Origin of the sequence: Chromobacterium sp. ATCC 53434 (assembly GCF_002848345.1) — a bacterium.
Lineage (GTDB): Bacteria > Pseudomonadota > Gammaproteobacteria > Burkholderiales > Chromobacteriaceae > Chromobacterium.
The window spans coordinates 315,003-329,031 of record NZ_CP025429.1; the positions used below are offsets into that span (position 1 = coordinate 315,003).

Consider the following 14,029-nt stretch of genomic DNA (forward strand, 5'->3'; position numbering starts at 1 on the left):
ACGGCAGGCGGCGCGGCAAACCAGTGAATCCCCGACTGGCAGAGCGGCACTCATGCGCATTAGAATGATGGCATGGCAATATTCACCGCAGGCGACCAGACGAGATGGAGTTCAATGTGCAGCAATTGGAGCGGACGAATCTGTATCAACTGCTGGTGGGCTGCATCCTGCCGCGGCCGATCGCCTGGGTCAGCACCCAGGATTTGAAGGGCGTGTGCAATCTCGCGCCGTTCTCCTTCTTCAACGTGATGAGCGTCAATCCGCCGCTGCTAGGCATCAGCATCCTGAAGCAGGCGTCGGAGCGGGACAAGGACACGCTGGCCAATATCCGGCTGACCGGGGAATTGGTCGTCAACATCGTCAGCCACGAACTGGCGGAGGCGATGAACGCCAGCTGCGGCAGCTATCCGGCCGAGGTCGACGAATTCCAGCTGGCCGGCGTCGGCAAGACCGCGAGCACGACGGTGAAGCCGCCGGGTGTGGCGGAGGCGCCGGTCAGGCTGGAGTGCACGCTGCACCAGTGCCTGACTTTCGGCCATGGCACCGGCGCCGGCAATCTGGTGCTGGCCGAGGTGAAGCTGATACATGTGGCCGACCATGTCTGGCGCGATGGCGCCATCGACGATGTCGCGTTGCAGGCGGTGGGCAAGCTGGGAGGGGATCGCTACAGCCTGGCGCAGCCGGCGTTCAGTCTGGCGCGCCCGTAGCCTGGCCCGGCATCCGGCAGAATGGCCGCTGCCGGAAAAGACCGTGAGCCGGCGCTTAGAGCCTGTTTACGATCTTTTTACGAGCATCGCAGCCCAGCCAGCAGGTCAGATGCAAGGCGGAGGGCGTAGGCCTTGGTAATTCCAAGGTCCAGCCCGACAACGCCGCAGATGGCCTGCTGGCTGGGCTGCCCTCCGGGGCGGTTTTCTGCCGGCGCATGGCTTTGTCAAACGTCCCTTGCAGTGAACGACACTGCGGCGGGCCGTTTTCCGCGCCCTGCATCCGGCAGAAAACCGCCGATGTCGCAAAAAGATCGTAAACAGGCTCTTAAAGCGCCGAGTCGGCCTGGGTGGCCAGCTCGTCCAACAGCGTGTAGCGGCGCTGGTATTCGGCGCGCTTCTTGCTGGCGATGTCGGCGAGGGCCTTGCGCGGCAGCGTCAGCGGAATGCGGAAGAAGCGCTTGTTGTCGACAGGCTCGGCTTCCAGCGTCAGCCAGAAGCTGTCGTAGTCGGCGAAGAAATGGCGGCGGTAGCGCCAGGAGCTGTAGATGTGCTCGCTATTGCCGACGGCCAGGATTTCGGCGGCGCCGATCCGGCGCGCCAGAGCGGTCAGCGCCTCGACGGCCAGCCGTTTCGGGAACAGGCCGTGGGCGGTCTTGGTCGCCTGCTGCACCTCTTCCGCGCCATGCGGCTTGCGCGGGCCCTGCAGACCGCCGACCATGATGACGACGGCGTCGTCGCGGCGGGTCAGCGTGAAGGTCAGCGTCGCCAGCGGCACGCGCTCGGCATTGCACACTTGTAGCGACATCTCGCCTTCCTTGTCGAAGCTGTGCTGCTGGGTCAACAGCAACAGCAGTTCGCCGTCGTTCTTGCCGCTGAGGCGGGCCAGCGGCAGCGTCTCGCTGGACAGCATCAGCCGGCGGGCGTGGGGGGCGAAGCACTGTTCCAGCAACTGGTAGTGCGCCTGCAGCGTCTGCAGCTTGCCCTTGATGCCCAGCGAGCGGTGCAGATAGGGGCGATGCAACTTGCATGCCAGCCGGGGATTGCGCCGCAAGTAGCTGTGCAGAGTCTGCGCGCGCAGCGTATCCAGCCAGCGCAGCGTCCACGGCAGCGTCAGCATGCCGCGCAATGCGAACTTGAAGCGGTTTTTGCCTTCATCGAAGCCGTCGCGGCGCGAAAACGCGCCGCTGGCCAGCGACCAGAACAAATCCACGGAGTTAATTACAGTCATGCCATACCTCATCCTATGAATCGTTAGGATAGGGTAAATACGTACAATAAGTTGTTAAAAGTTGTTTAGTAGAGTGTGACTGTGTGTGACGTTAGGTCCGCTTCTTATGATCGGATATGCCGCTTTATGCGCCGGTCCGCGGTCTCGCGGGGGGCGGGACGAGAGCGGCGGCTAGGGCTGGCGGTACAGCCGGAAGCGTTCCTTGTGGTCGCCGGCGCGCTGGACGATGTAGACCGGCTCCCGGCGGTCCCAAGGTTCCGGAATCTGGTCGTGCAGCGTCTGCAGCAGCAGCCAGCGGCATTGTCGCGCCGCCTGCGGCTGGGTTTCCAGCCGCTGTGTGCGGAAGGCGGCATAGTATTCCAGCAGCGCGCGCTGCGGCTCGCCCAGTCCCAGGCTGGCGACGCAGCCGCCGTCGCGGGCGGCGGCTTCCAGTCTCGGCTTCAAGGCGGTGAAGGCCTCGCGATAGCGCATGCCGTGATCGAGCGCCGGCAGCCACAGCGTGGCCAGACCGCACCACAGCAGCGTCATCGCCACGCTCCAGCGCCAGGCCAGGCGCGCGCCGGCGGGCAGCGGCAGGCGCCAGCACAGCGCCAGCGCCAGCGCCGTCAACGCGAACAGCAGCCAGCTGGCCAGGACGAAGTCCGGCGTCCAGCCGCTGAAGCGGCGACTCAGCAAGTGGCGGGTCCAGTCGGCGTCCAGCGGGAAACTCAACGCCGCGGCGACCAGCAGCAGATTGGCGGTCAGCAAGACCAGCAAGGTGTAGAGCGCGATGGACAGCCAGCGCGGCGCGCGGGCGTGGAAGGGCAGGCCGGCCAGCGCCAGCAGCGCCAGCGGCGGCAGCAGCGGCAGCGCGTACAGTTCGCGGGCATCGGCGGAAGCCACCAGCACCGCCAGCGTACAGGCGAACAGCGACAGCGGCGGCAGAATGGCCTCGGCTGCCAGCTTGCGGCGCTGGGCGCGCCAGATGGCGAGGCCGGCCAGCGGCCACAGCGGCAAGGCGTACCACGGCAGCGTGCGGCTGTAGAACCAGCGCGGCGCGGTCGGTCCCAGGTGGGAGCGGCCGCTGAAGCGGCCGAAGTTGTTGGCGTCCAGCCACAGATGGAATAGCTCGGGGCTGCGCTGGTACAGCTTGAACATCCACAGCGCCGGCAACGGCAGCGCGACCAGCAGCGCGATCGCCAGCGTCTGCAGATAGCCGCGCCGGCGATAGGCGGGGTGCAGCAGCAGCGCCAGCGCGGTGACGCCGAGACAGCCGGGCCCGAGCAGCCCCTTGCTGAGGAAGGCGATGGCGGCTCCGGCGCCCAGCATCAGTCCGGCGCGCAGCGGCTGGGCCGGCGCGTGGCACAGGCCGGCCAGGCCCCAGCAGAAGCCGGCCATCAGCGCGGTGTCGGTGATCAGCTGGTGCGCGCGCAGCGGCAGGCCGACGGCGCCGATCAGCAGCGCCGGGGCCCAGCGGCCGAAGCCGGGGCCCAGCAGCCGCCGCGCCGCCAGCGCCAGGCCCAGCAGGCCGAACAGTGTCCAGGCGCCGGCGGCCAGCCGGGCGGCGTCGGGCGCGCCCAGCCAGCCCTGCAGCAGGCGCATCGTCAGGCTGGCGCTGATGAAGAACAGCGGCGGTTTTTCCAGAAAGGGTTCGCCGGCCAGCGTCGGGACGATCCAGTCGCCGGTCTGCGCGATATGGCGCACCAGGCCGAAGGTGTAGGCTTCGTCGGGTTTCCACGGCTCGTGGCCGACGAGGCCGGGCAGCAGCCACAGCAGCAGCAGCGTCGCCAGCGCGGGCCACGGCAGGACGGGCGCGCCATCGGGCGTGCTGTCGGGGCGGGGGGGCGGCACGCGTCAGCCGGCCGGGGCGTCTTTGGGACGCATCGAATGCAGCGCGGCCCGCTGCATTTCCAGCGTTTTGATCTGCATAGACAGCACGCCGAGGTTCATCGTCAGCCAGCCTTCGACCACTTTCAGCTCGGCCAGCTTGCGGTCTATCTCTTCTTCGGACATCGGCGGCAGAAAGGCCTGCATGCCGGGCGGCGTGGCTTGCTGCCAGAACTGGCGGAACAAGGCGAACGGATCGTTGGAGTGGTCTTGGCTCATCGTGCGTATCCTGCGGGCATGAAAAAACGGGCAAGCGACGCTTGCCCGTTCAGTATAAGCCTTGGACGGCCGATCAGCCTTGCGCGGTCGCCTGGGCGTCCACCGAGGCCAGCGCCACCATGTTGACGATGCGGCGCACCGACGAGATCGGGGTCAGGATGTGCACCGGCTTGGCCATGCCCATCAGGATCGGGCCGATGGTCACGCCGTCGGACGCCGACACGCGCAGCAGGTTGTAGCTGATGTTGGCGGCCTCGACGTTCGGCATGATCAACAGATTGGCCGAGCCCTTCAGCGTCGAATCCGGCAGCGCCTGCTGGCGGATGCTTTCCACCAGCGCGGCGTCGCCCTGCATCTCGCCGTCGATTTCCAGTTCCGGCTGAGCCTCGCGGATCAGGTCGAAGGCGGCGCGCATCTTCTGCGCCGACGGCGTGCCCAGCGCGCCGAAGCTGGAGTTGGACAGCAGCGCGGCCTTCGGCTGGATGCCGAAGCGCTGGATGGACTCCGACGCCATCTTGGTGATGGCGGCCAGCTGCTCGGCGGTCGGCTCGGCGTTGACGTAGGTGTCGGTGATGAAGATGTTGCCGGTCGGCAGGATCAGCGCGTTCATCGCGCCGGCCACCTTGTCCTTGTTGGCGTAGCCGAGCACGTTCTCCAGGATGTCGAAGTGCTGGCGGTACGGGCCGTAGGTGCCGCAGATCAGCGCGTCGGCGTCGCCGCGGCGGACCATCATCGCGCCGATCAGCGTGGTGTTGCCGATCACGCGGCGGCGGGCCTGTTCCTGCGACACGCCCTTGCGCTTCATCAGCTGGTAGTAGTCCTGCCAGTAGGTGTTGAAGCGGGGGTCGGACTCGTTGTTGACCAGCTCGAAGTCGATGCCGGGGCGCAGCTTCAGGCCCAGCTTCTCGATGCGCTTCTCGATCACGCTGGGGCGGCCCACCAGGATGGGCTTGGCCAGGCCCTGGGTGACGATTTCCTGGGTGGCGTGCAGCACGCGCTCGTCCTCGCCCTCGGTCATCACCACGCGCTTCGGATCCAGCTTGGCCTGGGAGAACACCGGCTTCATGAACAGATTGGTCTTGTAGACGAACTGCGCCAGTTGGTCGGCGTAGGCGTCGAAGTCCTCGATCGGGCGGGTGGCGACGCCGGAGTCCATCGCGGCGCGGGCCACTGCCGGCGCGATCTTGACGATCAGGCGCGGGTCGAACGGCTTCGGAATCACGTATTCCGGACCGAAGGACAGCTCCTGGTTGCCGTAGGCGGTGGCGACCACGTCGTTCTGCTCGGCCATCGCCAGATCGGCGATCGCGCGGACGGTGGCCAGCTTCATCTCTTCATTGATAGTGGTCGCGCCGACATCCAGCGCGCCGCGGAAGATGAAGGGGAAGCACAGCACATTGTTGACCTGGTTCGGGAAGTCCGAGCGGCCGGTGCCGATGATGGCGTCCGGGCGCACTTCCTTGACCAGCGGCGGCAGGATTTCCGGTTCCGGGTTGGCCATCGCCAGGATCAGCGGATCGCGGGCCATGCTCTTCACCATGTCCTGGCTGACCAGGCGCGGGCCGGACAGGCCCATGAAGATGTCGGAGCCGGCCATCGCGTCGGCCAGCTTGCGCCAGCCGTTGTCGGCGATCGCGTAGCGCAGCTTGGACTCGTCCAGCTTCTCGTCGCGGCCGACGAAGACCACGCCCTTGGAGTCGCAGATGGTGATGTTCTCGCGCTTGACGCCCAGCGCCACCAGCAGGTCCAGGCAGGCGATGGCGGCGGCGCCGGCGCCGGAGGCCACCACGCGCACGTCGCCGATTTCCTTCTTCACCAGGCGCAGGCCGTTTAGCACCGCGGCGGCGGCCACGATGGCGGTGCCGTGCTGGTCGTCGTGGAAGACCGGGATGCCCATGCGCTCGCGGCACTTCTTCTCGATGTAGAAGCACTCCGGCGCCTTGATGTCTTCCAGGTTGATGCCGCCGAACGTCGGCTCCAGCGAACAGATGATGTCGACCAGCTTGTCAGGATCCAGCTCGTTGACTTCGATGTCGAACACGTCGATGCCGGCGAATTTCTTGAACAGTACGCCCTTGCCTTCCATCACCGGCTTGCTGGCCAGCGCGCCGATGTTGCCGAGGCCCAGCACCGCGGTGCCGTTGGAGATCACGGCCACCAAGTTGCCGCGCGCGGTGTACTTGTAGGCGTTCAGCGGATCTTCGACGATGGCGTCGCAGGGGGCGGCCACGCCGGGGGAGTAGGCCAGCGCCAGATCGCGCTGGGTGGTCAGCGGCTTGGTCGGGGAAACCTGAATCTTGCCCGGGGTCGGGAACTGGTGAAACTCCAGTGCGCTTTGACGCAATTGCTCGTCCATTCGCAGGCTCCTGATTGAGAGATGTTCTTTTATGTTGGTAAGGGAGAATCAGCCTCGCATTATAAGACTTATGCCAGGCCCGGGCTATGCCGTGTCGGACAAAAGCCGCGATGGACGGGGTCCATCGCGGTGGCATGGCGTTTGGCGCGGAAAGCTCAATTCATCATGCCGAGCAGCCGCGGCAGCCACAGCGAGATTTCCGGGATGAAGGTCACCGCCAGCAGGAAGCCCAGCATGGTCAACAGCCATGGCCACACCGCCACCGTCAACTCGGTGATCCCCATCTTGGTGATCCCCGACGCGACGTAGAGGTTCAACCCCACCGGCGGGTGGCACATGCCGACCTCCATGTTGACCGCGATCAGGATGCCGAAATGCACCGGATTGACGCCCAGCTTCACCGCCACCGGATACAGTATCGGCGCCATGATCAGCACGATGGCCGACGGGTCCATGAAGTTGCCGGCGGCCAGCAGCAGCACATTGGTCAGCAGCAGGAAGGCGACGATGCCGAAGCCCTGGCTGGTCATCCAGGCCGCCATGGTTTGCGGAATCTGCTCGGAGGCCATCAGGAAGGAGAACAGCACCGCGTTGGTGATGATGTACAACAGCATCGCGCTCATCGACGCGGCGTTGACCAGCACCTTGGGCACGTCCGGCAGCTTCATGTCCTTGTAGACGAAGACCGCGATCACGAAGGCGTACACCGCCGCCATCGCCGCCGCCTCGGTGGGGGTGAACACGCCGCTGTAGATGCCGCCTATCACCAGCACGATCAACAGCAGGCCCCACACGCAGTCGCGGAAGGCGCGCCAGCGCTCGCCCCAGCTGGCCTTCGGCAAGCGCGGGTAGTCGAACTTCTTCGCGCGGAACCAGGTGGTCATGCCCAACAGGAAGGACAGGCACAGGCCGGGCAGCACGCCGGCCATGAACAGCTGGCCGACCGAGGCGGTGGACACCGGATTGCCGTCCGGTCCGGTGACGTTCATGCCGGCGGTGGCGATGCTGAACATCACCAGATTGATCGACGGCGGGAACAGAATGCCCAGCGCGCCGGAGGTGGTGATGACGCCGGCGCCGAAGCGCGCCGGGTAGCCCTGTTTCAGCATCGCCGGCAGGATGATGGAGCCGACGGCGACGACGGTGGCGACCGAGGAGCCGGTGATCGCCGCGAACAGCGCGCAGGACACCACGCCGGCGAGGCCCAGGCCGCCATACCAGTGGCCGACCAGCGTCGTCGCGAAGCGTATCATCCGCCGCGCCACGCCGCCGTGCATCAGGAAGTTGCCGGCCAGGATGAAGAAGGGGATCGCCATGATCTCGAACTTCTCGATGCCGGTGAACAGCTTCAGCGCGACCGAGGTGACGGGGACCTCCGTCATCGTGAACAGATAGGTGAGGACGGTCAGGCCCAGCGAGATGGAGATCGGCATGCCGGTCAGCATCAGCGTCAGCAACAGGCCGAAGATGATCAGCGCGCTCATGGACGACCTCCGTGATTCATGTCGTGCGGATGGAGATTGTCCAGCGTCTCGTCGCCTTCGATGCCGTCGACGTGGCCGTGGTCATGCTTGGGCAGCGCGCCGGTTCTGATGAAGTTCCAGGCCACCTGCAGGAAGCGGAAGCACATCAGCGTGGAGCCGGCCGGGATGGCGAGATAGACCAGCCACATCGGCGCCTCCAGGTCGGGCGAGGTCTGGTCGGTGTGGCCGATGTCCCAGACGAAGTTGCCGCCCATCACCGCGACGATGCCGGTGAACAGCGCGCCGGCCAACAGGCCGAACACGATGAAGCGGCCGCGGGTCTTGTCCGGCAGCCGGTTGATCAAGACGTCGACGCCGACGTGGATGCCGGTGCGCACGCCGTAGGCGGCGCCGAACTTGGCCATCCAGACGAAGAGGTAGACGGTCAGCTCCTGCGCCCAGGACAGATTGATCTGGACGAGGTACGGTTGAAGAGCGGGAATGCCGGAGCCGTAGCGGTGCAGCACCGCGACGAAGGTGATCAGGGTGGCGGCACCCATCAGACAGGCAATCATCCACTCCTCGAGGTGGTCGAGGAATTTCAGCATGGCGGGATTTCCTATGCGCGTAGCGCAGCCGCGCGCCGGGGGACGCGCGGCCGTCGGCCTGTTACTTGCCGGGGTTGAAACCGGTTTCTTTATAAATCTGCTTTAGCAGATCGGGGCCGATGCGGGAAGCCATTTTCTGGTGCACCGGCAGCAGCGCCTTCTTGAACGCCTCGCGCTCCTGCGGCGTCGGCACGTAGACCTTGGTCTTGCCGGAAGCCTTGATCGCCGCCACGGCCTTGTCGTTTTCTTCCTTGGCGATCTTGTTGGCGTAGACGGTGGCGTCCTGCACCGCGCTGTCCAGCTGGGCGCGGACGTCGGCCGGCAGGCCGTCCCAGAACTTCTTGTTGACGATCAGCGCGTAGCCGAGGAAGCCGTGCTGGGTCAGCGTCAGGTTCTTCTGCACCTCGTAGGCCTTGCTGGTGTAGAGGTTGGACGCTTCCAGCTCGGTGCCGTCGACGACGCCGGTCTGCAGCGCCTGGTAGACTTCGGAGAAGGCCATCACCTGCGGCAGCGCGCCTAGCGTGCGCATTTCCTCCTCAAGCACCTTGGACGACTGGATGCGGATCTTCATGCCCTTGATGTCGGCCGGGGTGCGGATGGGCTTGTTGGCCGAGAAATTCTTGAAGCCGTTGTCCCAGTAAGCGAGGCCCTTGATGCCCTTGCTCTCCAGCTTGCCCAGCAGCTGCTTGCCGATCGGGCCGTGCATCACCTTGTTGACCTGGTCGTAGTTGTCGAACACATAGGGCAGGTCGAAGACCTCGAATTCCTTCACGCCCAGCGGGCCGAACTTGGCCAGGCTGGGAGCCAGCATCTGCACCGCGCCCAGCTGCAGCGCCTCCAGCTCTTCCTTGTCCTTGTACAGCTGGCTGTTCGGATAGACCTGAACCTTGACCTTGCCGTGGGTGCGCTGCTCGGCCAGCTTCTTGAAGTATTCGGCGGCCTTGCCCTTGGGGGTGTCGGGCGACACCACGTGGCTGAACTTGATGACGATCTCGCCGGCGGCCTGGGCGAAGCCGGACAGGGTGAGGCTGGCGCAGACGGCCAGCGCGGCATATTGCAGTTTCATCTTGGGTATCTCCATCCGTGTTTTTGTAGCGTTGCTTGATGCTTGCCGGCGGGTGCCAGCTTGTTTTTCTGCCATTAAAGTAGAAGCTCCACGGCCGTTTGGCCATTAGGGAATTCCAGAACAGCAGCATGGACCCCGCCGGCGGCCGGGCGCGGTATCATCGGGCGATCGCCACACCGTCTGCGCCGCCGCCATGTCCGCAATCGCCCCCCGTACCCGCCGCACGCCGCGCCTGCTGTGGCCCGGCGTCAGCCTGGCGCTGATCGCCCTGTTGCTGGCCCTGTGCAGCCTCAGCTACCTGGTGTTCCGCGATTGGCGCGACGAGCAGCGGGACAATCTGATTCAGGAAGTGCTGTGGCTGGAGCAGTCGCTGCGCATGCATCTGGAGGGGCACCAGGAATGGGCCGATGGCCTGGCGCGCGACATCGCCGCCGGCAAGGTGGACAGCCGGCGCTTCGCCCATCTGGCGGCGTTCTACATGCGGGAAAACCCGGAGCTGCTGACGATAGAGCTGGTGGACGCGCAGCGGACGGTGCGCTGGGACCCGCACGGCATCCGCCGCGACGGGCGCAAGCTGAATTCGTCCGACTACGACGCCCTGTGGCGCGCGTCCAGACTGTTGCGTCCAGGCTACGGCGCGCCGTATCAGGGGGCCGACGGCAAGTACCGCTTCGACCTGGCGGTGCCGGTGGTGCAGGACGGACGGCTGCAGGGCGGACTGAGGCTGTCCTATCAGCTGGACGCCTTGCTCTACCACCAGGTGCCGTGGTGGATAGCCTCCAAGAACTACATCAGCATCCTGGATCTGGGCGGCAAGACGCTGGCGCAGAAGTTCGACGCCGCCGAGCATCCGGGCAGCATCTCGCATCAGACCAGCTTCGATCCGCCCGGCTATGGCCTTTATCTGCGCGCGGTCAGCTACCGCAGCGGCCTGGGCCTGACGCTGCCGGTGCTGACCGGCGTCATCGTGCTGCTGCTGGCCACGCTGTGGTACGCGGTGTGGCGCATACGCCGCCATATGCGCGAGCGCTTGCTGGCCGAGCAGCGGCTGGCCAAGGAAGTGTCGCTGAGGCAGGCGATCGAGGACTCGATGAAGAGCGGCCTGGTGGCGATAGGCCTGGAGGGCGAGATCGTCCGCGTCAACCGCGCTTTCTGCGACATGCTGGGCTTCGCGCCGGAGGAACTGGTGGGCAGTCATCCGCCGCATCCGTTCTGGCCGGCAGACCAGCACGGCGTGCTGGCCGACGCGATGGACGCGGTGCGCGACAACCGCCAGCCGGAGCTGGGTTTCGATCTGACGCTGATGCGCAAGCGCGGCGACACGCTGGTGGTGCGGCTGTTCGCCACGCCGCTGGTGGAGGAGGACGGCAGCCAGCGCGGCTGGATCGCGTCCTTGTTCGACATCACCGAGCGCCAGCGCCAGCGCGTGGCGCTGGGGGCCGCCCACCGCCGCTTCCTGACCGTGCTCAACGGCCTGGCGGCCGGGGTGTGCGTGGTGGACGAGGACAGCGGCCAATTGCTGTACGCCAATCCCGGCTTCGCCGAACTGTGGCTGGACGGCGACGCCGACGCGCCGTGCTGCGTGCTGCTGCCGGGGCTGAGGGCGGGCGAGGGCGGCGAGATCGGCCAGGAATTCATCTTCACTGGCGATCAGCGCTGCCTGCTGATCCACCGCCGCCGCATCGAATGGGTGAACGGCGAGGCCGCCTGGCTGGCGATACTTAGCGATGTCACCGCCGACAGGCGGCGCGAAGAACGCGAGCAGGCGCAGCAGGAGCGTTTCCAGAACACCGCCAGGCTGATCGCGATGGGCGAGATGGCGTCGACGCTGGCGCACGAATTGAACCAGCCGCTGACGGCCATCCACACCTACGCCGCCGGCGTCAGCCGGCGGCTGCCGGAAGCGCTGGAACTGCCGGCCGGCGTGCGCGATGCGATACAGGCGATAGCCGAACAGTCGCGGCGCGCGGCGCAGATCGTCAGCAGCATCCGCGCCTTCGTCAAGAAGCACGAGCCGCAACTGGAACGGGTGGACCCGGCGCGGGCGGTGCTGCGCGCGATGAGCCTGGCCGAGCCGCTGGCCGCCAAGTACGGCGTCAGCCTGCAATTGGCGCCGGACCGCCAGGCCTGCCGGGTGGACATGGATCCGGTACTGATCGAGCAGGTCTTGCTGAACCTGATGAAGAACGCCGTCGAGGCGCTGGTGGACGCCGATACGCCGCGTCCCGGCGTCGAGCTGCACACCTGCGTCGGCGACAACAAGTGGCGGGTGGAAGTCGTCGACAACGGCCCCGGTCTCGCAGCCGGCATGCAGGACAATCTGTTCACGCCGTTCTATTCGACCAAGCCGGAAGGCATGGGCATAGGCCTGAACATCTGCCGCTCCATTGTTGAATTCCACCGCGGCGAATTCGGCGCCGTCAGCAGCCCGCAAGGCGGCTGCGTGTTCTGGTTCAGTCTGCCGCTGGCCGGCGCGGAAGAGGGCTGAACAAGGGGCTGGTCAAGAAAAATGCCGTTGTGTTAGGATGCTTGTCGATGGGCCGATAGCTCAGCTGGGAGAGCGCTGCGTTCGCAATGCAGAGGTCGAGGGTTCGATCCCCTTTCGGTCCACCACGGAATTCATCGACGACGGGAAGCATAAGTTGGCCGAACCGGCCAGCTCATACTTCCCGTTTCGCGTTTCTAGCTACTGCTCATTGACCTAGCGGCGGTGTGCGCGGCGGGATCATGCGCTTGTTGCCGGTGGCTTCAAATGCGCCGGCGAAGCGCAGCAGCGTGTTGTCATCATAGGCGCGTCCCGCAAAAGTCAGCCCCACCGGCATGCCGATATCAGCCATCACCCCCATCGGTACGGTAACAGTCGGGACGCCAAGGTGGCGGATGGCGAGGTTGCCATTGGCTACCCAGATGCCGTTGCTCCAGGCGATGTCGGCGGAGCGCGGATTGACGTCTGCATCAGCCGGGCCGACGTCGGCCACGGTGGGGAACAGCACGGCGTCCAGTTTTAGCCCATCCATCCAGTCTTCCAGATCCAGCTTGCGGGTCTTTTCCAGACCGCGCAGACCATCCGGCACGCTTTCAATCCGGTCATAGGACTTGAGGCCCCGCTTGGCCATGTTGACGTACTCGTCCATGCCGGCGGCCAGATCCCCTTCGCGGTTGGGCAGGGTGCCCGGATCGTGCGGGAAGATCTTAGGACCATCCACGTCAGCCAGTTTGTTGAGCTTGGGGTCGCCGTTGGCGCGCAGGAACTCATCGAAAGCCCAACCGGACAGCTCCCACAGCTCGTCATTGAGGAACTCAGGCGAGACGATGCCGCGGTTGAATACGGTGGGCGCACCGGGACGATCGCCTTCACAGTTGGAAACCAGCGGAAAATCCACTTCGATGACTTCTGCTCCGGCGGCTTCCAGCGCCTGACGCGCGGCTTCCCAGAGATCGATCACCGACGCGCGGGTAGCGATGCGCTGTCCGGTGGGGCCGCCGATGCCAGGCGTCTCGCTGGTGCCGGCCAGTTCGTCCTTGTTGATGTACATGCGTGGTATGCCAAAGCGCTTGCCTTTGAGCATGTCGGGCTGAGCCAGCAGGCCGGAATAGGAATCTGGCCGGACCTCCGAGGCTTTGGGAATCTCCACCCAGGGCTGCAGGCGCCATAGGTCGCCACGGCTGATCGGGTCGTCTGCGACGATGACGTCGAGCACTTCGAGCAAGTCTGCCATGGTGCGGGCGTACGGCACGACGACGTCCATGGTCGGTGTCAACGGCCAGTTGCCGCGTACCGAGATGACCCCGCGAGACGGCGTATAGGCGCACAGACCATTGTTCGAGGCCGGGCCGCGGCCACTCGACCAGGTCTCCTCAGCCATGCCGAAGGCGGCGAAGCTGGCGGCCGTCGCGGTGCCGGCGCCATTGGAAGAGCCGGAGGCGAACGGCGCCGTCAGATAGTCGGCGTTGTAGGGGCTTTCGGCACGACCGTAGCAGCCGCGCTGCATGCCGCCATTGGCCATGGGCGGCATATTGGTCTTGCCCAGGCAGATGGCGCCTGCTGCACGCAGGCGTGCGATGGTGAAGGCATCGTGTTGGGCTACCAGATTCTTGAACGCCGGGCTGCCTGAAGCGGCGGTCAGCCCCTGCACCAGATAGCTGTCCTTGGCGGTATAGGGGATGCCGTCCAGCGGGCTTAGCGTTTCGCCACGGGCGCGACGGGCATCGGATGCCTCGGCTTCCTTGATCGCATCCGGATTACGCACCACCACCGCATTGAGCCTAGTCTCCGTCGCGGGGCCATCGTAGGCCTCTATCCGCGCCAGATAGGCCTGGACCAGTTCAACCGCTGTCGAACGCCCGGATTCGAGCGCCGCGCGCAGCTCGGCAATGGATAGCTCGGTAACCTCGATCATGCTACTACCTCCACTAAGAAGACGGATTTCACGCCCATCGCGGCGACCGTTTCCTGCAGGCGCAGGCGGGTCATGCCGCACGGTAGCCGGCGCGCGCATGGGCTGTTCTGCAATAT

The 14,029-nt window shown here is 65.7% G+C and carries 10 protein-coding genes and 1 tRNA gene; 3 read left to right on the forward strand and 8 right to left on the reverse strand.

Going from position 1 to position 14,029, the window contains the following annotated elements; all coding sequences use genetic code 11:
* The first annotated feature begins 104 nt into the window (after positions 1-104).
* Positions 105-707 (forward strand): flavin reductase family protein, encoded by a 603-nt coding sequence (locus tag CXB49_RS01465; protein ID WP_101706763.1) that lies wholly within the window; start codon positions 105-107, stop codon positions 705-707.
* Between the two features lie 325 nt (positions 708-1,032).
* Here CXB49_RS01465 and CXB49_RS01470 read toward each other — a convergent pair whose 3' ends face one another.
* The 7 genes from CXB49_RS01470 to CXB49_RS01500 all read right to left on the reverse strand — a co-directional run bounded on the left by CXB49_RS01470 (position 1,033) and on the right by CXB49_RS01500 (position 9,513).
* Positions 1,033-1,935, reverse strand: a complete 903-nt coding sequence (locus CXB49_RS01470) for a VirK/YbjX family protein (protein ID WP_158300577.1) — start codon at positions 1,933-1,935, stop codon at positions 1,033-1,035.
* Positions 1,936-2,106: 171 nt separating this feature from the next.
* Positions 2,107-3,765 (reverse strand): glycosyltransferase family 39 protein, encoded by a 1,659-nt coding sequence (locus CXB49_RS01475; protein WP_101706765.1) that lies wholly within the window; start codon positions 3,763-3,765, stop codon positions 2,107-2,109.
* A gap of 3 nt (positions 3,766-3,768) precedes the next feature.
* The gene (locus CXB49_RS01480) at positions 3,769-4,020 is read right to left on the reverse strand and encodes a PhaM family polyhydroxyalkanoate granule multifunctional regulatory protein (protein WP_101706766.1); all 252 of its coding nucleotides are present in this window, start codon (positions 4,018-4,020) and stop codon (positions 3,769-3,771) included.
* Positions 4,021-4,093: 73 nt separating this feature from the next.
* Positions 4,094-6,376, reverse strand: coding sequence for an NADP-dependent malic enzyme (locus tag CXB49_RS01485; protein ID WP_101706767.1), 2,283 nt, complete (start codon positions 6,374-6,376; stop codon positions 4,094-4,096).
* A 155-nt stretch (positions 6,377-6,531) separates the two neighbouring features.
* Positions 6,532-7,860, reverse strand: a complete 1,329-nt coding sequence (locus CXB49_RS01490) for a TRAP transporter large permease (protein WP_101706768.1) — start codon at positions 7,858-7,860, stop codon at positions 6,532-6,534.
* Positions 7,857-8,447, reverse strand: coding sequence for a TRAP transporter small permease (locus CXB49_RS01495; RefSeq protein WP_101706769.1), 591 nt, complete (start codon positions 8,445-8,447; stop codon positions 7,857-7,859). Before CXB49_RS01495 ends, CXB49_RS01490 begins: the two co-directional genes overlap by 4 nt.
* 61 nt (positions 8,448-8,508) lie before the next feature.
* Positions 8,509-9,513 (reverse strand): TRAP transporter substrate-binding protein, encoded by a 1,005-nt coding sequence (locus CXB49_RS01500; protein WP_101706770.1) that lies wholly within the window; start codon positions 9,511-9,513, stop codon positions 8,509-8,511.
* 193 nt (positions 9,514-9,706) lie between these two features.
* Here CXB49_RS01500 and CXB49_RS01505 point away from each other — a divergent pair, with 193 nt between their 5' ends.
* Together CXB49_RS01505 and CXB49_RS01510 are read left to right on the forward strand one after the other, a co-directional pair.
* Positions 9,707-12,001, forward strand: coding sequence for a PAS domain S-box protein (locus CXB49_RS01505; RefSeq protein WP_101706771.1), 2,295 nt, complete (start codon positions 9,707-9,709; stop codon positions 11,999-12,001).
* Positions 12,002-12,050: 49 nt separating this feature from the next.
* Positions 12,051-12,126, forward strand: a tRNA-Ala gene (locus CXB49_RS01510).
* Positions 12,127-12,206: 80 nt separating this feature from the next.
* Here CXB49_RS01510 and CXB49_RS01515 read toward each other — a convergent pair.
* Entirely contained in the window at positions 12,207-13,913 is a 1,707-nt protein-coding gene (locus tag CXB49_RS01515; protein WP_101706772.1) for an amidase, read from the reverse strand.
* Between the last annotated feature and the right edge of the window lie 116 nt (positions 13,914-14,029).

Excerpts from the sequence above, each read along its gene's own strand:
- CXB49_RS01480 (WP_101706766.1), bottom strand. The coding sequence starts at position 4,020 with ATGAGCCAAGACCACTCCAACGATCCGTTCGCCTTGTTCCGCCAGTTC.
- CXB49_RS01515 (WP_101706772.1), bottom strand. The coding sequence starts at position 13,913 with ATGATCGAGGTTACCGAGCTATCCATTGCCGAGCTGCGCGCGGCGCTC.
- CXB49_RS01470 (WP_158300577.1), bottom strand. The coding sequence starts at position 1,935 with ATGACTGTAATTAACTCCGTGGATTTGTTCTGGTCGCTGGCCAGCGGC.
- CXB49_RS01490 (WP_101706768.1), bottom strand. The coding sequence starts at position 7,860 with ATGAGCGCGCTGATCATCTTCGGCCTGTTGCTGACGCTGATGCTGACC.
- CXB49_RS01465 (WP_101706763.1), top strand. The coding sequence starts at position 105 with ATGGAGTTCAATGTGCAGCAATTGGAGCGGACGAATCTGTATCAACTG.
- CXB49_RS01500 (WP_101706770.1), bottom strand. The coding sequence starts at position 9,513 with ATGAAACTGCAATATGCCGCGCTGGCCGTCTGCGCCAGCCTCACCCTG.
- CXB49_RS01485 (WP_101706767.1), bottom strand. The coding sequence starts at position 6,376 with ATGGACGAGCAATTGCGTCAAAGCGCACTGGAGTTTCACCAGTTCCCG.
- CXB49_RS01495 (WP_101706769.1), bottom strand. The coding sequence starts at position 8,447 with ATGCTGAAATTCCTCGACCACCTCGAGGAGTGGATGATTGCCTGTCTG.
- CXB49_RS01505 (WP_101706771.1), top strand. The coding sequence starts at position 9,707 with ATGTCCGCAATCGCCCCCCGTACCCGCCGCACGCCGCGCCTGCTGTGG.